A 17,571-nucleotide genomic window follows, 5' to 3' on the forward strand; every position below is an offset into this window, starting at 1 on the left:
TATAGATATTTTGTATGTTTGGCTTTTGGCGCTACAGCCTGCAAAGCAGTGTTAACACTTCATAATGCGCGGTATGCGGGAACATATCGAAAAGCTGAACACGTTGAATACGGTAGTTCGGCAGATGACGAATATCCTGCGCCATCGTCTGCGCGTTACAGCTCGAATAAATGATAAAACGCGGCGCCATTTGTGCAAGGTAATCGCACAACGGCTTGCCAATGCCGCGGCGGGGAGGATTCACCAATACCAGGTCGGGCGTTTCGCCTTGGGCGGTGGCGAATTGAGTGGAATCCAGCGCCTGGAAATGAAGGCGGGTCAATCCCAGCTCGGCAGCGGATTGCTTCGCGCAGGCAATCGCCTCCGGCGCGATCTCAATACCGGTTAATTGCATCTGCGGCGTCGCGCAGTGCAGGCCGAATCCGCCCACTCCGCAAAAAAGATCCCACATATGGCGTACCGGCAGTTGCCCTACCCAGTCGCGCGCCGTCGCATATAATCGGCTGGCGACCGTAGGGTTGGTCTGAAAGAAACTTTGCGGACGAATCCACAGCGGCACATCGTTAAAACGTTCCGCCAGCGCCTGCTGATCCGTCAGGTAGATTTCCGTCTCCCCTTCCATAATCGCCATATGTACCGGCTGAATATTTGCGGTGATCACCCTGAGCTGCGGCAGTTGCGCACGCAGCCACGGTAACGCCGCGCGCAGTTGCGTAAGTTTGGTTTCTGAACGCAACACGAAGCGTAGCATCATGCCGCCATCGAACTGACTTTCCGTCAGCAACAGGTATTTCAGTTCGCCACGTTTTCGCGCCACGTTATAAGGCGTGAGTCCGGCCCGGGCAATAAAAGGTTTTAGCGCGCTGAATACGGGGGCAAAGGAGGCGGGATACAGCGGGCAGCCGCAAAGATCGACCGGCGTACCGTCGCGATGCAGCATCCCGAAGAGCGGTTTTTCTACACTACCGCTCACGACCATTTTCGCTTTGTTGCGGAAATGCTGTTCCGGGCCTCCAGTCGGCGCGCACCACTGTTCAACAGGCAGCCCGGCGAGCAAACGATGTAAATCGGCTGTTTTTGCGGAAAGTTGTTCGTTAACCGACTGCGTAATCCATTGACAGGAACGGCAGCGACCCGCGTCATAGAGTGCGCACTGCATACCAAAAAACCTTCATATTATCCGGGGCGACGATTATACACATTATTGCAGCCGGAAGAACCGACGGCTGGGAGCGGGAATAAACAGCAGAAACAGAATTAAAAGATCGGGGAGTTTTTGCATGACCAGGGAATGCAGGATATCACGCTTCGATTCTCCCGCGATGCTAAACAACTCCGGATATCCGTAGCCTAACGACGCCGCCCACAGATATCCGCTCACAATAATTTGTGTCGCCAGGTACACCCAGCGCGCCCAGCTACGGCCTTTCACCAGCGAAAACGCACAATAAATTTCAACAAAGACCAGCACTAAGCTGGCCAGAAAGACCAGGGTTAAGCTCCACGTCTGCACGCTGCGATGAATAAACTCGCCCATCCCGCGTATGCCGAGGGTATTCATAATCATCAGCACATCGAGACCGCGAATCAAAATAATCGCCATAGCCGCAACCTGCACCAGCGTAGGCACATTTAAACGGGCATGTGATGAGGTTGATTGCTTTATAAATCCCAATGAATGTCTTCCCTGAAAATGATGCCGCGACCCGCGCGGCAACGCATTGCCATAGTGGAAGATTTTAGTGGCTTCAGCCGCGTCTTGCACGCTGGATATCGCGAATCCGCTGTTTTTCCGCTCGCGCCATCAGGTACCAGGCAATAAATCCGACGATTCCTACCACGCCGAGGATTAACGTCGCCAGCGCGTTGATTTCCGGGTTCACGCCCATGCGCACGCTGGAGAAAACCAGCATCGGTAGCGTGGTGGCGCCGGGACCGGAAACGAAGCTGGCAATCACCAGATCGTCAAGGGAAAGCGTAAAGGCCAACAGCCAGCCCGAGATCACCGCTGGCATGATCATCGGTAACGTAATGACGAAAAAGACCTTCAACGGCGCCGCGCCAAGATCCATCGCCGCCTCTTCAATCGAACGATCCAGTTCGCGTAATCGCGAAGCGATCACCACTGCCACATAGGCGGTACAGAAAGTGACGTGCGCCAACCAGATGGTCAGCATCCCGCGATCGGAGGGCCAGCCGATAGCATGACCGAGCGCGACAAACAGCAGCAGCAGCGACAGCCCGGTAATCACATCCGGCATCACCAGCGGCGCGGTGATCATAAACGCAAAGCCGTTTGCGCCGCGAAATCGTCCAAATCGCACCATCACCACCGCGGCGATAGTACCGAGCACCACCGCCATCGTCGCCGCGCAGGCGGCAATTGTCAGGCTTAGTCCCACTGCGCTCATCATGGCGGTATCCCGAAAGAGCTCGCCATACCAGCGCGTCGACCATCCCGCCCACACCGTCACCAGCTTCGAACTGTTAAACGAGTAAATCACCAACATTAACATCGGCGCATAGAGAAAAGTAAACCCCAGCACCAGAATCAGAATGCGCCAGGGCGAGCGAACGACCGGTAAGTTATTCATCCGTGCTCCCCCACACTTTTTTGCTGATGTTTATGGAACCACATGATCGGTACTATCAGCAGCAGCAACATAATAATGGCGACCGCAGAAGCCACCGGCCAGTCGCGGTTATTGAAAAACTCCTGCCACAGGACGCGACCAATCATGATACTGTCCGGCCCGCCAAGCAGTTCCGGGATCACAAACTCGCCCACCGCCGGGATAAAAACCAGCATCGAGCCGGCGATGATTCCGCCTTTGGTGAGCGGGACAATGATGCTAAAAAATGTTTTCAGCGGTCGGGCGCCGAGATCCAGCGACGCTTCCACCAGCGAATAATCAATACGCGTTAATGCGGTATAAATGGGCAGAACCATAAACGGCAGATACGCATAAACAATGCCGATATAGACGGCCAGGTTAGTGTGCAGGATCGTCAGCGGCTGATCGATAACCCCTAGCCACAGCAACACATTGTTCAGCACACCGTTGTTTTTCAAAATGCCCATCCAGGCATAGACGCGTATTAAAAAAGACGTCCACGAGGGCAGGATCACCAACAGCAGCAGGATATTGCGCGTGGAGGGCTTGCTGTGCGCCACCGCCCACGCCAGCGGGTAGCCCAGCAGCAGGCAGCAGATTGTGGAAATACCGGCAATTTGTAACGATTGCAGATAGGCTTCGAAATAAAGCGGATCGTCGGTCAGTTGCAAAAAATTACCGAGATTGAGCGTAATCGACAACTGACCGTCAGCCCATTCCAGCAGATCGGTATACGGCGGGATCGCCCGCGCCATTTCCGCCAGGCTTATCTTAAAGACGATAAGAAACGGCAATAAAAACAGCAGAATGAGCCAGATATAAGGCAAAGCAATAACCAGCTTACGCCCATGTTTCATTTGCATTCGCGCCAACCATAGCGCCGCGCCGCCAGGTTTACTAATGCGTGCCGGAGGTTCAAGTGTGCTCATGTTTCCCCCTTATACCGTCAGGACCACGCAGCTATCCGCTTCCCAGCACAAACGCACTTCATCGCCCCAGGTCGGTAACCCTTTCCGGTAACGGTGCGCATTCTGCAGTTGAGCGCTGATCATCTGCCCGCTTTTTAGCCGCACATGATAAATAGACAGATCGCCGAGATACGCAATATGCGCCACTTCGCCGACGGCGAAATTATAGCCATCGGCAGGCGGCGACTCACACAGCATGATTTTTTCCGGACGTAGCGCCACATATACCGGCACATTATCAACGACAGAGGCATCTGCATCGACTTTTAACGGATGAACCAAACCGGGCGCGTCAATGACCAGACCGTCCTCTTCACGCGCTTTCAGTAAGCCCTCAAAAACATTTACCGATCCGATAAATTCGGCGCTGTAGCGGGTCGTCGGATGCTCGTAAATCTCCTCCGGTTCGCCAATTTGCACAAATTTTCCACGGTTCATGATGGCAATGCGCCCCGCCATCGTCATCGCTTCTTCCTGATCGTGCGTCACCATGACGCAGGTCACGCCGACGCGCTCAAGGATATCCACCACTTCAAGCTGCATCCGGTCGCGTAATTTTTTATCCAGCGCGCCCATCGGTTCATCCAACAAGAGCAGCTTAGGACGTTTCGCCAGACTGCGCGCCAGGGCCACGCGCTGACGCTGACCGCCGGAAAGCTGATGCGGCTTACGTTTCGCAAACTCCTGCATGTGCACCAGACCCAGCATCTCATTGACGCGGCTGGTAATCTCCGCCTTCGGCAGTTTGTCCTGCTTCAGACCAAAAGCGATGTTCTGCTCTACCGTCATATGCGGAAACAACGCATAGGACTGAAACATCATATTAATCGGACGCTGATACGGCGGAACATGCGCCAGATCGACGCCGTCGAGCATAATTTGCCCGCTGCTCGGCGGTTCAAAACCTGCCAGCATCCGTAGCAGAGTCGATTTTCCACAACCTGACGCGCCCAGCAGGGCAAAAATCTCGCCTTTATAGATAGTCAGACTGACATCATCGACAGCATGTTGCCCGTCGAATGACTTCGTCAGGTTGCGAATTTCCAGAAGCGGCGTCAGCGCTTTACGGGTTTTCACCTGCGGGCGGTGGGGGACATCATTCACAAGGCGCTCTCCGGCATAACACAATCAAACGATACAAACGGTGGAATGCCCGATAGCGCACGCTTATCAGGCCATACCGTTAATAAATTACTTACCGCTTTTCACCTTCGTCCATGCGCGGGTGCGGACGCGATCAATCTTCGGCTCCTGCACTTTCAGGGTAAACAACTTGTCCCGCACATCCGCCGGCGGATAAATTCCCGGGTTATCGCGCACCTGCTGGCTGACCAGCGCCGTCGCCTCTTTATTCGCATTGGCGTAGAAAACGTGATCGGAAATATGGGCAATCACATCAGGGCGCAGCAGATAATTAAGGAACTGGTAGGCCTCGTCTTTATTTTTGGCGTCAGCCGGCATGGCAAACACATCAAAAAACGCCATTGCCCCCTCTTTGGGGATCGAGAAAGAGATATTGACGCCATTTTTCGCCTCTTTCGCCCGGTTAGCGGCCTGCCAGACATCGCCCGCCCAGCCGATGGCCACACAGGTATCGCCATTAGCCAGATCGTTAATGTATTGCGAGGAGTGGAAATAGCGAATGTTTGGCCGTAGCTTCAACAACAGATCGGTTGCCGGGCCGGTGTAGTCATCCGCTTTGCTGCTATTCGGATCTTTACCCAGATAGTTCAGCACGGTGGCAAAAATTTCTTCAGGCGCATCAAGGAAAGAGACACCGCAGCTTTTTAGCTTCTCCAGATTTTCCGGCTTGAGGACTAAATCCCAGCTATTCACTGGCGCATCATCCCCCAGCACCGCTTTCACTTTATCAACGTTATAGCCAATGCCCGTCGTGGCCCACATATAGGGCATGGCGTATTTGTTGTCAGGATCGTGCTTCGCTACCAGTTTCAGCAGTTCAGGATCGAGGTTTTTCCAGCCGGGAAGTTTGCTTTTATCCAGCGGCTGAAAAACGCCCGCGGTGAGCTGGCGCTCAAGAAAACTGGCCGATGGCACCACCAGATCGAACCCGGTGCTGCCTGCCATTAACTTGCCTTCCAGCACTTCGTTAGAGTCAAAGACATCATAGATAACGTTAATCCCGGTCTCTTTTTCAAAGTTCGCCACCGTGTCCGGCGCGATATAATCTGACCAGTTATAAATGTGCAGCGTTTTTTGTTCGGCAGCGAGCGTGCCGACAGAGACGACCATCAGAGCACCCGCAACCAGACCCGATAGCCATTTTTTCTTTAAGGCGGTCATCATCGCTTTCCTTCTGAAATCCGTTAACAAATGAACCCATTAGGCGTGGTTTAAAACATGCCTGAAATGTGCATACCTTTTCATTTGATACAAATGAAGAAGAGAGGTCGCCCTCCCTGCCATCAAGCTCGCTATAGAAGCTTCGCAAGAATAACTTTAGCTAAGGTTTGAGGCTATAGCCCAGATTAAAAAACGCCTTTTATCAATTTTTTATGCAGGTTTTGTCTATGTGATAAAGCGAAATGGTCAGAAAGGAGGTGAATAATTCTTTAAATAAAGGTTAACGGTAGCATAAAAAAACGTAAACAGCAGCCGCGCTGGCAGCGACTGCCTGATTATTGGGAGGGATCAGTGAAGAAAATGGTCAACCACGCTGGTTTTTTGCGCGTCTTCTTCCGCGTTAAACAGAAGCTGATGCGCCCCGGCCTCAAGGATCACCATAGAAATCTGCTCTTCACTTTGGCGAACAAACCATTCGAACTGTTCGTAGGTGACGCCTTGCATAACGGATAAAGACTGGCACACAACCAGTTTTGGCAGATTATCATCCTGCATATCGAGAAAGGCTTTTACCGTCAACGAACTGGCGTTGATAGCAGAGAGATCGGCCGCCAGCGGCAGCAACGCGGAAGGCCTGACCTCCGCCATCGCGGAAAAAAGAACGGTGTTGTCCACCAAATCGATTTTAGCATCGTAGACGCCGTCAAAATTCTGCATATGCGGCAAATGCAGCGCCTGGCAGGTATCACATTCGAAGAAATTCATGCCCAGGTCGTCGAGCCATTGACGCAACGTATCCAGAGTGGGAACGACCAGTGATATCATAATAATGTGCTACCTCTTACGATGACGATGAAAAAATTACCGGCACAGCTTACGCAAAAAGCGTGCTTCGTACTACGGCGGAATCCACGATTGCGATTAGCCGCCGATTTTAAGGCAAAATTCAGGCGTAGCGTGACGTTCTATCCACTGAATCATTCGCCCCGCGATATCCACGCCCGTAGTCTTTTCGATACCTTCCAGTCCCGGCGAGGCATTCACTTCCATCACCAGCGGCCCGCGCGCGGCGCGTAAAATATCGACACCCGCCACATCCAGCCCCAGCGTCTGTGCGGCTTTGATGGCGATATCCCGTTCACGGGGCGTGATCGTCGCGATGCTGGCCACCCCGCCACGATGAAGATTGGAGCGAAAATCACCGGCTTTCGCGCACCGCTCAATCGCCGCCACAACCTCATTGCCGACGACCAGACAACGAATATCGCATCCTTTAGCTTCGGCAATGTATTCCTGAACCAGGATATGGGCATTGAGCCCCCGAAACGCATCAATAACGCTTTCAGCAGCCTGACGCGTCTCCGCCAATACCACGCCGATCCCTTGCGTGCCTTCTACCAGCTTCACGACCAGCGGCGCCCCGCCAACCATCTTAATAAGATCGCTGGTATCATCCGGCGAATGGGCGATCCCGGTAATGGGAAGATCGATCCCCTGGCGCGCCAGAAGTTGTAACGATCGCAGCTTATCGCGCGCGCGGGTAATGGCGACGGATTCATTCAGCGGATAGCTACCCAATAGCTCAAACTGACGTAGCGCAGCGGTACCATAAAAGGTAATGGCCGAACCAATACGGGGAATAACGGCGTCAAAATGGGGCAGACGACGCCCCTTGTAATGGATCGACGACGCTGCCGGATTAATATTCATATAGCAGGAAAGAGGATCGAGTATCTCGACCAGATGGCCGCGCCGCATCGCCGCTTCGCGCAGACGTTTGCAAGAATAGAGCGTTCCATCCCTGGACAATATGGCAATTTTCACCCTGCACCTCGCTGAAAACCCTGAAAAGCCCGCGTATCATACACTGGCCCGCAGGTTTTAGCGCGTCGCCCAGCCCTGTTTATGCAAATATTCAAGGATAAATGGGCGATTTTCTTTAATCAGGGTGCGACGGATATGATCGCTCCAGGTATCGCGTCGCGTATTACTGCCGCGGGTCAGATAATACTCAGCCAACTGCTCGTCATAGCGCGCCAGCAGCTTTTCATCAAGCGGTTGGTACTGGTTCTCATGAACCACAAGCTCGGCAGGCAGGCGCGGTTTCAGATCCGGATTATCCGCAGGCCATCCCAAACACAGGCCAAAGAGCGGCAATACATGCTTCGGCAATTTTAACAGTTCTGTAACAGATTCAATATTGTTACGGATGCCGCCGATATACACGCCGCCTAACCCCAGTGATTCCGCCGCCGTCAGCGCATTTTGCCCCATCATCGCCGTATCGACGACACCGAGCAGCAGTTGTTCGGCAAGCCCCAACTGCGCGTCAGGGCAGATCTGCAAATGACGATTAAAATCGGCGCAAAATACCCAGAACTCAGCGGCCTGCGCCACATGCTTTTGCCCGCCCGTCAGGGGCACTAACGCCTCGCGCAGCGCCCGATCGGTAATACGGATAATAGAGCTGCACTGTAAAAAACTGGAACTGGACGTGCTGCGCGCGGCGGCAATAATGGCCTCTCGCTGCGCGTCAGTCACGGGTTCATCGGTGAAATGGCGAATAGAACGATGGCCACAAAGAAGTTCAATGGTCGGACTCATTATGCTTTTCTCTATCTGAACGGGAAGAAATGTCGGGTGGACGTTTCATCAACTGCGGCGCCAGTAACTGCGCAATACGCCACATCATCGCCACCGCGGCGGGGAGGATCAACACGACGCCGAGGAAAACCATCAATACGCCAGCCAGCGACGTATTGAACGGCGCGGGCAGCGTAAGGTAATGATTAAGCGATAGCAGAGCAAGCGCCAGCAAAATCATACCGAGGCATTCCAGTATCAGTATGCTTTTGGGTAACACGCCAATCGTGCGCATATCAAGCCTCCCGGTTAACTGACGCACAGTGTAGAACGTTCTGGTCCGGCGTGCTTAACAGATATAGCCCTGGGTTATCAAAGGAACAGGCGTAACCTGCTTTTCATCTGCCGTAAATCGCGGCATGATAACACCTGTTCGCCGTCTGGCTTTATGTTCGAGGAGAGATATGTTTACTGTTATTTTTGGCCGCCCAGGGTGCCCTTATTGCGTGCGTGCAAAAGAGTTGGCGGAAAAACTGAGCAAAGAACGCGACGATTTCAACTACCGCTATATTGATATCCATGCTGAAGGCATTACTAAAGCGGATTTGGAAAAAACCGTAGGTAAACCTGTAGAAACCGTACCGCAGATTTTTGTCGATCAAAAACATATCGGCGGCTGTACGGATTTTGAAGCATGGGCAAAAGAAAATCTGAATCTTTTCGCCTGATTGCTCTGGCAACGCCCTCTGCCGGAGGGCGCTATCGGCGTTTTTTTCGCCGGTGGCTAAACAGGCTGCTAATAAACAAATAGCAGAGCGCGCCTAACGCACACCAGAATACGGCGCTAAATAACCACGCCAGTTCTTGCCAAAACGATCGGGTAGGCATAAATACCACGCGCATTAACACCAGGCAAAACGGCGCCGCCAGCATCGCCCCGATCAGCGGTCGGATCACCTCGCGTCGGTGAGAACAAAAACTGGCCACCGCGCCAGGTAACGTAAAAAATAACAGTCCAATCTCAGGATGCCCTGCCGCGCGAAAAGCGCCTTGTACATGCATAGTTAATGAAAGACACACCACAATAAAGAGTACAAAGCAGCAGACAACGCTTGCCCACCCGTGTTTATGTTTCAATCGTTCCTCCTGACACTCTCTATCGAACACGCTTTCCGCCGTGAGGCATCCAGTCAGATAAAGTCATGTGGCATTCCATGCCAAAAACACACCTGCACGATTCTTATAGCCGTTAGTACGCAATAAGATTAAACTAGCAGGATATATTGTTGTGTTGTTTTTATTTGGATGCTGTATGCAATACGATTGCACCCTTAATTCATGATAAAAACAGTAGCGTAAATTACCATTTCTTTCAACAGCTTACTCGTAAACAAGAAGTTAGTCTCCGTGAATATAAACGTCGCAGATTTGTTAAATGGGAATTACATCCTGTTATTATTTGTGGTCCTGGCTCTTGGCCTGTGTCTTGGCAAGTTACGTCTGGGTTCAGTCCAACTTGGTAATTCCATTGGCGTTTTAGTGGTCTCTCTATTATTAGGGCAGCAACACTTTAGTATTAACACCGACGCGCTAAATCTGGGATTTATGCTGTTTATTTTTTGTGTCGGCGTCGAGGCTGGCCCCAACTTTTTTTCGATTTTTTTTCGCGACGGTAAAAATTATCTGATGCTTGCCCTGGTCATGGTCGGTAGCGCTCTGCTAATCGCCTTAGGCCTTGGTAAGCTATTCGGCTGGGATATCGGCCTGACGGCCGGTATGCTGGCCGGCTCAATGACTTCCACGCCCGTGCTGGTTGGCGCAGGCGATACCCTGCGACATTCCGGCATCGCCAGCACCCAACTCTCCTCCGCTCTTGATAATCTGAGCCTGGGCTATGCCCTGACCTATCTGATTGGCTTGGTCAGTCTGATCGTGGGCGCGCGCTACTTGCCTAAACTGCAGCATCAGGATTTGCAAACCAGCGCCCAGCAAATTGCCCGCGAGCGCGGTCTGGATACCGATGCTAATCGCAAGGTTTATTTGCCGGTTATCCGCGCCTATCGGGTTGGTCCGGAACTGGTGGCCTGGACTGACGGTAAAAACCTGCGCGAGCTGGGTATTTACCGCCAGACAGGCTGCTATATCGAACGTATTCGCCGTAACGGTATTCTGGCGAATCCGGATGGCGATGCGGTGCTGCAAATGGGCGATGAGATTGCGCTAGTCGGCTATCCGGACGCGCACGCCAGGCTCGATCCCAGCTTCCGTAATGGTAAGGAAGTGTTTGATCGCGATCTGCTTGATATGCGCATCGTAACGGAAGAAATTGTGGTGAAAAACCACAATGCGGTCGGTCGCCGCCTCGCTCAGCTCAAGCTGACCGATCATGGCTGCTTCCTTAACCGCGTCATCCGCAGCCAGATCGAAATGCCTATCGACGATAACGTCGTGCTGAATAAAGGCGACGTGTTACAGGTGAGCGGCGACGCCAGACGCGTAAAAACCATCGCCGATCGCATTGGTTTTATTTCGATCCATAGTCAGGTGACGGACCTGCTCGCCTTCTGCGCTTTTTTTATCATCGGGTTAATGATCGGGATGATTACCTTCCAGTTCAGCAATTTTAGTTTCGGCATCGGCAACGCGGCCGGATTGCTGTTCGCCGGGATCATGCTCGGTTTCCTGCGCGCTAACCATCCTACCTTTGGTTATATTCCGCAGGGCGCGCTTAACATGGTGAAAGAATTCGGCTTGATGGTATTTATGGCAGGCGTTGGTTTAAGCGCTGGCAGCGGTATCAGCAACGGTCTGGGCGCGGTCGGCGGACAAATGCTGATCGCCGGGCTTGTCGTCAGCCTGGTACCGGTGGTGATCTGCTTCTTGTTTGGCGCTTATGTGCTGCGCATGAACCGGGCGCTGCTGTTCGGCGCCATGATGGGCGCGCGTACCTGCGCCCCGGCGATGGAAATCATTAGCGATACGGCGCGCAGTAATATTCCAGCGCTGGGTTATGCGGGGACTTACGCTATCGCCAACGTTCTGCTAACGCTGGCGGGGACGCTTATTGTCATCATCTGGCCGGGGTTAGGATAAAACTGAAGTTTGCCTTTAAGTGAAAAAATTTTGCCAATAGGTCGAACTTTTCGTTAAAGCATCAGTCATACCTATTGCCACTGCTTTTCTTTGATGTCCCCATTTTGTGGAGCCCATCAACCCCGCCATTTCGGTTCAAGGTTGGTGGGTTTTTTGTTGCCTGACGCAGAGTGACACGACATTGACGCTCCGGCGATTCGCTTTACCATCTGTAAAATCGCTTCACGCGCCAGCGGCGTTCGATCCGTTACAAAATGCAGCGTCATCCCCTCGATAAACGCATCCAGCGCGCGGGCGGTCTGTGCGTCAAACCACTGCGTCAGCGTATTCTGGCTACGCTGCATCCAGTTTTGCATGACTATTTTTAACGCTGGCTTATCGCTGGCATAGGCATATAACTGATACATTAACGCCATATTATCCGGCGTCGTAACCTGCGAGCCGTAAATCATTTCCGTTATCGCCTGGCACGCCCCCTCCGCATCCGTCACCTGCGCAAAAAAATCCTGGTATTGACGCGACATGTTCTCGGTGAAAAGTGTAAAAGCTTCACTCAATAACGCATCCATACCGGCAAAATAGTAGGTCATCGAGCCAAGCGGCACCTGAGCGATAGCGGCGATTTTCCGGTGCGTCACGGCATGAACGCCATAAGTCTTTACCGCTTCCAGTGTGGCCTGAATTATTTTTTCCCGTCGCTTAGGATCATTGGCGCGTCTTACGGCATTTTCTTTCATGATGAGTTCCACATCTCATTCAGGATGCAGGCGATAGTAGCCTGCCGCTTACGCTGAAAAAACAGACAGTAAAAACTGTCTGCACAACGAAGTATGACGACGATATGTACAAATGTACACAAGCTTGCTAATGTTTACCTCTCGCTTCTATTTTCTGGCCTGACGCTATGACCGTCCTCTCCTCACGTAACACCTTAAAACGCCGTACCTGGGCGCTGTTTATGTTCTTCTTTTTACCCGGACTGCTGATGGCCTCCTGGGCAACCCGAACGCCTGCTATTCGGGATATTCTTTCCGTCTCTACCGCGGAAATGGGGGCGGTCTTATTCGGGCTTTCTATCGGTTCAATGAGCGGTATTCTTTGTTCCGCCTGGCTGGTGAAACGATTTGGCACCCGGAAGGTTATTCGCACGACGATGACCTGCGCAGTAACCGGGATGGTTATTCTTAGCGTCGCGCTGTGGTGCGCCTCGCCGCTGATTTTTGCCCTTGGATTAGCCGTTTTCGGCGCCAGTTTTGGCGCCGCCGAAGTGGCGATTAATGTCGAAGGCGCGGCGGTCGAACGCGAGCTGAATAAAACCGTTCTGCCGATGATGCATGGTTTCTACAGTTTCGGCACGCTGGCGGGCGCTGGTGTCGGCATGGCGTTAACCGCATTAAGCGTCCCGGCTAACATCCATATCATCCTCGCGGCTGCCGTGGCGATCGCGCCCATTTTTATCGCCATTCGGGCGATCCCTGACGGTACGGGTAAAAACGCATCGGAAGATGCTCACCTTCAGGAAAAAGGATTACCTTTTTATCGGGACATCCAGCTTTTGCTTATTGGCGTGGTGGTGCTGGCAATGGCATTCGCCGAAGGCTCTGCGAATGACTGGCTGCCGCTACTGATGGTAGACGGACACGGTTTTAGCCCAACCTCCGGCTCTCTGATCTACGCCGGTTTCACGCTTGGTATGACCGTTGGCCGCTTTACCGGCGGCTGGTTTATTGACCGCTATAGCCGGGTGACGGTTGTTCGCGCCAGCGCGTTGATGGGAGCGCTGGGCATTGGCCTGATTATTTTTGTCGATAGCGACTGGGTCGCCGGCGTCTCGGTCATTCTTTGGGGCTTAGGCGCTTCGCTCGGCTTCCCGCTGACCATTTCCGCCGCCAGCGATACCGGTCCCGACGCGCCGACGCGCGTGAGCGTTGTCGCCACGACCGGCTATCTGGCGTTTTTGGTCGGGCCGCCGCTGTTGGGCTATCTGGGAGAACATTATGGATTACGCAGCGCCATGATGGTTGTGCTGGCGCTGGTTATTCTGGCGGCGCTGGTGGCGAAGGCCGTCGCCAAACCTGTATCGACTCCGCAACCGGTGATGGAGCATAACGCATGAGTATCAAATTAATCGCCGTCGACATGGACGGCACGTTTCTGAGCGATCAAAAAACCTATAACCGTGACCGGTTTATGGCGCAGTACCAACAAATGAAGCGGCAAGGCATTCGCTTTGTCGTGGCCAGCGGCAACCAGTATTACCAGTTAATCTCGTTCTTTCCGGAAATTGCGCACGAAATCGCTTTTGTCGCGGAAAACGGCGGTTGGGTGGTCAGCGAAGGAGAGGATATTTTTAACGGCGAGCTGACAAAAGCCGACTTCCAGACGGTTGTCGAACACCTGCTCACACGCGCCGATGTGGAGATTATCGCCTGTGGAAAAAACAGCGCCTATACGCTGAAACGGTACAACGATGCGTTAAAAGCCGTTGCGGCAATGTATTATCATCGTCTGGAGTTTGTGGATAATTTTAATAATATCAACGATGTCTTTTTCAAATTCGGCCTTAATATTACCGATGAACGGATACCGGAAGTACAGGCGGCGCTGCACGACGCCATTGGCGATATCATGGTCCCCGTTCATACCGGCTATGGCAGTATTGATTTAATAATTCCCGGCGTGCATAAAGCCAACGGCCTGCGTCTGTTACAGCAGCGCTGGGGCATTCATGATAGTGAAGTGGTGGTATTCGGCGACGGCGGCAACGATATTGAGATGCTGCGTCAGGCCGGGTTTAGTTTTGCCATGTCGCACGCCAGCGAGGCGGTCGCGGCGGCGGCGAAATACCGCGCCGGATCGAACAACCAGGAAGGCGTGCTGGATATCATCGACAGCGTATTAAACAACGAGCCGCCGTTCAACGTCTAGCGGATGCCTCTCTATGCCTGATAACAGAAAGCTTATCAGGCGTAGCCGCTCTCTCAGACTGTTTGCAAATTCCCCGTCCGCTTATCTTTTAAGAAGACCAGCATCAGCAGTAGCCAAAGAATACCGTTTGCCAGATTAAACAGGCTAAATAACCCATTGCCGCCGCTTAACCAGGCGTGTTTACTGACTTCAATGCCAACGGTAAAAATCAGCATTTGTAGCATTCCCATCGCCGCCGAGACCGTTCCTTTACTCATATCGCTGGAAAAGAGCGTCAGACGCACCAGTCCGGCATTCGCCAGCCCAATGCCAAAAGCGTATACGCTTAATCCCGCCGTCATCCATAAATAAGCATGGGATGAAACCACCGTCGCCGCCGCGGCGATGATCAGCCCCGCGACGATAGGCCAGCCGCCCATCACGATCAGCGAGCGAACCGTACGCCGGGAGGTTAAACGCGCCAACACCAGATTACCGGCAATGAGCGCGCCAAAAACGGGCACCTGCAGCAGACCATATTCATAGCTGCTGAGCTGTTCGCCGCTAATGATGATAATCGGCGACTGCGCAATCCAGGCCAACAGCGGCAGGCTGACAAATCCCAGCGCTAACGCCCCTGCGACGAACCGCCGATTTTTTATCACCAACCGATAATCCCGGCCCAGCGCCTTAAATGACAACGTTTCGCCCCGCCGCGTGGCGGTCTCCGGCATTGCGCGCTGTAGCCCGAAAAAGGCAATAGCGGCCAGTGCGGCAAATAAAATAAACATCCCCTCCCACGGCAGAACATGCACCCATGCCGCCCCAACCAGTGGTCCCAGTAGCGGCGCGATTAACGCCACGTTCGCCATCAGCGCGGTAATTTTTATACACACCGCTTCCTCAAAGGATTCCTGAATCGCGGCATACCCTACAGCGCCGATAAAACACAGGCTAATCCCTTGCAAAAAACGCAGGAATGTAAATTGTTCGATGTTTTTCGCCAGTAACGTCGCCAGGCAGGTGACAATAAACCACACGACGCCCGCCAGCATCACGGGACGACGGCCAATCCGGTCAGACAACGGGCCAAGCAGCCACTGTAAGAACATACCGCCCGCCAGATAAGCGGTCATGGACGTCGGAACCCAGTCCAGGCCCGCCTGATACTGCTCAACCACCGCCAGCATACCCGGCTGGATCATGTCGTTGCCAATATAAGTAGAAAACTCGTACAGCACCAGACAGAGAGGAAAAAGCAGCGCCTGACGTCCCAGCCTGCCGCCTGATTGTAAACGATTCTGCATACCATCTCTTCGCCAATAAAAACCGCGCAGAGTGTAATGAAAGTCGGGGAACTGAGATAGCGAATTATGAGGCTGCAAGGGAAATAGCGCACATTTTTACAGAAAGCCGCTTAGCGCTTGCGTACTTTAAGGTTAATTTAAGTTTGCGCCGTTATCATCGACATTATTTTATGCCATTGTCTTAAATCTCTTCATGTTGCCGCCAAATAAGACAATACTGCTTTTCCTCTCTGTTACGCTGCATTTATGCTCAGTTTGCACGGGGATGAGCTGGCTATCCCTTTTGATTTCATTGCTCCGAGCCTGGATGTTATGCTGGAAAACCTTAACAACTCGCTGTTTTATTTTATTAACGCCACGCCTGATTCCGCGCAGTGGACGATTTCGCTCGCTATCTTTATCGCCAAAGATGTCATCAACATCGTCCCGCTCTTAGCCGTGGTACTCTGGCTGTGGGGGCCCCGCGATCGGGTCTGCGCCCAGCGCCAGCTGATCGTTAAAATCGGCATCGCGCTGATTATCAGTCTGGCGGTCTCCTGGACAATGGGACACCTTTTCCCGCACGACCGTCCGTTTGTCGATCATATCGGCTATAACTTCCTGCATCATGCCGCCGATGACTCGTTCCCCAGCGATCACGGTACGGTGATTTTTACCTTTGCACTGGCGTTTTTGTTCTGGCACCGCCTCTGGTCAGGCATCGTGATGATGGCGATAGCTATTACCATCGCCTGGTCGCGCGTCTATCTCGGCGTACACTGGCCGTTAGATATGATTGGCGCGCTGCTGGTAGCGATGCTTGGCTGCCTGAGCGCACAGCTGATCTGGCAATGGTACGGCGCGCCGCTCTACCAGGCGCTGCAACGTTGTTACCGTTTCTGTTTCGCATTGCCCATTCGAAAAGGCTGGGTACGTGACTAACCAGCGAAAAAAAGAGTAATATTAAGCGCTCTGTATGGTGCGGAGCGCTTATTTAACTCTCCAGGGGAACTATGGAAACGCGACGCGACGAGCGTATTGGTCAATTGCTGCAGGCCTTAAAACGCAGCGATAAACTTCATCTTAAAGAAGCCGCGACCCTGTTGGGCGTCTCTGAAATGACCATTCGTCGCGACCTGAACCATAAAAGCGCGCCTGTCGTGTTGCTGGGCGGCTATATCGTACTGGAGCCCCGCAGCGCCAGTCATTATCTGTTAAGCGATCAAAAATCTCGTCTGGTGGAAGAAAAACGCCGAGCCGCTCAGTTGGCTGCGGGCCTGGTACAAGCGCATCAGACAGTATTTATTGACTGCGGCACCACCACGCCGTGGATCATTGAAGCCATTGATAATGACCTTCCCTTTACGGCGGTGTGCTATTCACTTAATACCTTTCTGGCGCTGCAGGACAAACCCCATTGCCGCGCCATCCTCAGCGGCGGGGAGTTTCACGCCAGCAACGCCATTTTCAAGCCGCTTGATTTCCATGAAACGTTAAACAATATTTGTCCGGATATCGCGTTTTATTCCGCCGCCGGCGTTCATACCAGTAAAGGCGCTACCTGCTTTAATCTGGAAGAGCTGCCGGTAAAACATTGGGCAATGACAATGGCACAGAGCCATGTACTGGTGGTGGATCACAGTAAATTCGGCAAGGTACGTCCGGCGCGGATGGGGGAATTATCACGCTTTGATACGATTATCAGCGACCGCCGTCCCGATGAGGCCTTTGTGGCCTACGCTAAAGCGCAACAAATTACTCTGATGTATTAACCGCCCGTAGCCGGATGCGACGCGCACCCGGCAACGGAGTTAT

19 protein-coding genes are annotated in these 17,571 nt (G+C 52.9%); 6 read left to right on the forward strand and 13 right to left on the reverse strand.

Translation table 11 applies throughout. The annotated features are described in order from the left end of the window. Nucleotides 1-31: 31 nt before the first annotated feature. From rlmC to ABVN36_RS10495, 10 genes are all read right to left on the reverse strand, one after another. A complete protein-coding gene (gene rlmC, locus ABVN36_RS10450) occupies nucleotides 32-1,159 on the reverse strand; it encodes a 23S rRNA (uracil(747)-C(5))-methyltransferase RlmC (protein ID WP_001149792.1) in 1,128 nt (375 codons plus the stop codon). A gap of 42 nt (nucleotides 1,160-1,201) precedes the next feature. Continuing rightward, nucleotides 1,202-1,675 carry a YbjO family protein gene (locus tag ABVN36_RS10455; protein ID WP_000505788.1) on the reverse strand — a complete coding sequence of 158 codons (474 nt, stop codon included), beginning with the start codon at nucleotides 1,673-1,675 and terminating at the stop codon, nucleotides 1,202-1,204. Between the two features lie 73 nt (nucleotides 1,676-1,748). After that, the gene (gene potI, locus ABVN36_RS10460) at nucleotides 1,749-2,594 is read right to left on the reverse strand and encodes a putrescine ABC transporter permease PotI (RefSeq protein ID WP_001061629.1); all 846 of its coding nucleotides are present in this window, start codon (nucleotides 2,592-2,594) and stop codon (nucleotides 1,749-1,751) included. After that, nucleotides 2,591-3,544: a putrescine ABC transporter permease PotH gene (potH, locus tag ABVN36_RS10465; protein ID WP_000105453.1), complete on the reverse strand. Its 954-nt coding sequence runs from the start codon at nucleotides 3,542-3,544 to the stop codon at nucleotides 2,591-2,593. The genes potI and potH overlap by 4 nt, the downstream gene beginning before the upstream one ends. A 9-nt stretch (nucleotides 3,545-3,553) precedes the next feature. Further along, entirely contained in the window at nucleotides 3,554-4,687 is a 1,134-nt protein-coding gene (potG, locus tag ABVN36_RS10470) for a putrescine ABC transporter ATP-binding subunit PotG (protein WP_001000698.1), read from the reverse strand. Between the two features lie 87 nt (nucleotides 4,688-4,774). Beyond that, nucleotides 4,775-5,887, reverse strand: a complete 1,113-nt coding sequence (potF, locus tag ABVN36_RS10475; RefSeq protein ID WP_023138441.1) for a spermidine/putrescine ABC transporter substrate-binding protein PotF — start codon at nucleotides 5,885-5,887, stop codon at nucleotides 4,775-4,777. Nucleotides 5,888-6,235: 348 nt separating this feature from the next. After that, nucleotides 6,236-6,712 (reverse strand): YbjN domain-containing protein, encoded by a 477-nt coding sequence (locus tag ABVN36_RS10480; protein WP_001578844.1) that lies wholly within the window; start codon nucleotides 6,710-6,712, stop codon nucleotides 6,236-6,238. 96 nt (nucleotides 6,713-6,808) lie between these two features. Beyond that, nucleotides 6,809-7,711 carry a 30S ribosomal protein S6--L-glutamate ligase gene (gene rimK, locus ABVN36_RS10485; RefSeq protein WP_000684361.1) on the reverse strand — a complete coding sequence of 301 codons (903 nt, stop codon included), beginning with the start codon at nucleotides 7,709-7,711 and terminating at the stop codon, nucleotides 6,809-6,811. A gap of 57 nt (nucleotides 7,712-7,768) precedes the next feature. Continuing rightward, entirely contained in the window at nucleotides 7,769-8,491 is a 723-nt protein-coding gene (gene nfsA, locus ABVN36_RS10490) for a nitroreductase NfsA (protein WP_000075300.1), read from the reverse strand. Next, nucleotides 8,475-8,765, reverse strand: coding sequence for a YbjC family protein (locus tag ABVN36_RS10495; protein ID WP_023138442.1), 291 nt, complete (start codon nucleotides 8,763-8,765; stop codon nucleotides 8,475-8,477). Before ABVN36_RS10495 ends, nfsA begins: the two co-directional genes overlap by 17 nt. 169 nt (nucleotides 8,766-8,934) lie before the next feature. Here ABVN36_RS10495 and ABVN36_RS10500 point away from each other — a divergent pair, with 169 nt between their 5' ends. Beyond that, nucleotides 8,935-9,198: a GrxA family glutaredoxin gene (locus ABVN36_RS10500; RefSeq protein ID WP_000495513.1), complete on the forward strand. Its 264-nt coding sequence runs from the start codon at nucleotides 8,935-8,937 to the stop codon at nucleotides 9,196-9,198. Nucleotides 9,199-9,229: 31 nt separating this feature from the next. On the opposite strand, the gene ABVN36_RS10505 is transcribed toward ABVN36_RS10500, so the two are convergent. Further along, entirely contained in the window at nucleotides 9,230-9,607 is a 378-nt protein-coding gene (locus ABVN36_RS10505) for an inner membrane protein YbjM (RefSeq protein WP_000680850.1), read from the reverse strand. A 270-nt stretch (nucleotides 9,608-9,877) separates the two neighbouring features. On the opposite strand from ABVN36_RS10505, the gene ABVN36_RS10510 reads away from it, so the two are divergent. After that, nucleotides 9,878-11,563: an aspartate:alanine antiporter gene (locus ABVN36_RS10510; protein ID WP_001024853.1), complete on the forward strand. Its 1,686-nt coding sequence runs from the start codon at nucleotides 9,878-9,880 to the stop codon at nucleotides 11,561-11,563. A gap of 116 nt (nucleotides 11,564-11,679) precedes the next feature. Here the strand turns inward: ABVN36_RS10510 and ABVN36_RS10515 are convergent, their stop codons facing one another. Continuing rightward, the gene (locus ABVN36_RS10515; protein ID WP_023138443.1) at nucleotides 11,680-12,300 is read right to left on the reverse strand and encodes a TetR/AcrR family transcriptional regulator; all 621 of its coding nucleotides are present in this window, start codon (nucleotides 12,298-12,300) and stop codon (nucleotides 11,680-11,682) included. Nucleotides 12,301-12,467: 167 nt separating this feature from the next. Between ABVN36_RS10515 and ABVN36_RS10520 the strand changes: the two genes are divergently transcribed. Both ABVN36_RS10520 and ABVN36_RS10525 read left to right on the forward strand, forming a co-directional pair. After that, a complete protein-coding gene (locus ABVN36_RS10520; protein ID WP_023138444.1) occupies nucleotides 12,468-13,679 on the forward strand; it encodes an MFS transporter in 1,212 nt (403 codons plus the stop codon). Then, entirely contained in the window at nucleotides 13,676-14,491 is an 816-nt protein-coding gene (locus ABVN36_RS10525; protein ID WP_000023554.1) for a Cof-type HAD-IIB family hydrolase, read from the forward strand. Before ABVN36_RS10520 ends, ABVN36_RS10525 begins: the two co-directional genes overlap by 4 nt. Nucleotides 14,492-14,544: 53 nt before the next feature. Here ABVN36_RS10525 and ABVN36_RS10530 read toward each other — a convergent pair whose 3' ends face one another. Then, the gene (locus ABVN36_RS10530) at nucleotides 14,545-15,777 is read right to left on the reverse strand and encodes an MFS transporter (RefSeq protein WP_001181284.1); all 1,233 of its coding nucleotides are present in this window, start codon (nucleotides 15,775-15,777) and stop codon (nucleotides 14,545-14,547) included. Nucleotides 15,778-16,089: 312 nt separating this feature from the next. Between ABVN36_RS10530 and ybjG the strand changes: the two genes are divergently transcribed. Both ybjG and deoR read left to right on the forward strand, forming a co-directional pair. After that, entirely contained in the window at nucleotides 16,090-16,698 is a 609-nt protein-coding gene (gene ybjG, locus ABVN36_RS10535; protein WP_001531378.1) for an undecaprenyl-diphosphate phosphatase, read from the forward strand. A 71-nt stretch (nucleotides 16,699-16,769) separates the two neighbouring features. Further along, a complete protein-coding gene (gene deoR / locus ABVN36_RS10540) occupies nucleotides 16,770-17,528 on the forward strand; it encodes a DNA-binding transcriptional repressor DeoR (RefSeq protein WP_000450106.1) in 759 nt (252 codons plus the stop codon). Nucleotides 17,529-17,571 lie beyond the last annotated feature (43 nt).

This window comes from Salmonella sp. SJTUF15581, from assembly GCF_043356775.1.
Taxonomy (GTDB): domain Bacteria; phylum Pseudomonadota; class Gammaproteobacteria; order Enterobacterales; family Enterobacteriaceae; genus Salmonella; species Salmonella enterica.

Excerpts from the sequence above, each read along its gene's own strand:
- rlmC (WP_001149792.1), bottom strand. The coding sequence starts at position 1,159 with ATGCAGTGCGCACTCTATGACGCGGGTCGCTGCCGTTCCTGTCAATGG.
- potI (WP_001061629.1), bottom strand. The coding sequence starts at position 2,594 with ATGAATAACTTACCGGTCGTTCGCTCGCCCTGGCGCATTCTGATTCTG.
- potH (WP_000105453.1), bottom strand. The coding sequence starts at position 3,544 with ATGAGCACACTTGAACCTCCGGCACGCATTAGTAAACCTGGCGGCGCG.
- potF (WP_023138441.1), bottom strand. The coding sequence starts at position 5,887 with ATGACCGCCTTAAAGAAAAAATGGCTATCGGGTCTGGTTGCGGGTGCT.
- ABVN36_RS10480 (WP_001578844.1), bottom strand. The coding sequence starts at position 6,712 with ATGATATCACTGGTCGTTCCCACTCTGGATACGTTGCGTCAATGGCTC.
- nfsA (WP_000075300.1), bottom strand. The coding sequence starts at position 8,491 with ATGAGTCCGACCATTGAACTTCTTTGTGGCCATCGTTCTATTCGCCAT.
- ABVN36_RS10495 (WP_023138442.1), bottom strand. The coding sequence starts at position 8,765 with ATGCGCACGATTGGCGTGTTACCCAAAAGCATACTGATACTGGAATGC.
- ABVN36_RS10500 (WP_000495513.1), top strand. The coding sequence starts at position 8,935 with ATGTTTACTGTTATTTTTGGCCGCCCAGGGTGCCCTTATTGCGTGCGT.
- ABVN36_RS10515 (WP_023138443.1), bottom strand. The coding sequence starts at position 12,300 with ATGAAAGAAAATGCCGTAAGACGCGCCAATGATCCTAAGCGACGGGAA.
- ABVN36_RS10520 (WP_023138444.1), top strand. The coding sequence starts at position 12,468 with ATGACCGTCCTCTCCTCACGTAACACCTTAAAACGCCGTACCTGGGCG.
- ABVN36_RS10525 (WP_000023554.1), top strand. The coding sequence starts at position 13,676 with ATGAGTATCAAATTAATCGCCGTCGACATGGACGGCACGTTTCTGAGC.
- ABVN36_RS10530 (WP_001181284.1), bottom strand. The coding sequence starts at position 15,777 with ATGCAGAATCGTTTACAATCAGGCGGCAGGCTGGGACGTCAGGCGCTG.
- ybjG (WP_001531378.1), top strand. The coding sequence starts at position 16,090 with ATGCTGGAAAACCTTAACAACTCGCTGTTTTATTTTATTAACGCCACG.
- deoR (WP_000450106.1), top strand. The coding sequence starts at position 16,770 with ATGGAAACGCGACGCGACGAGCGTATTGGTCAATTGCTGCAGGCCTTA.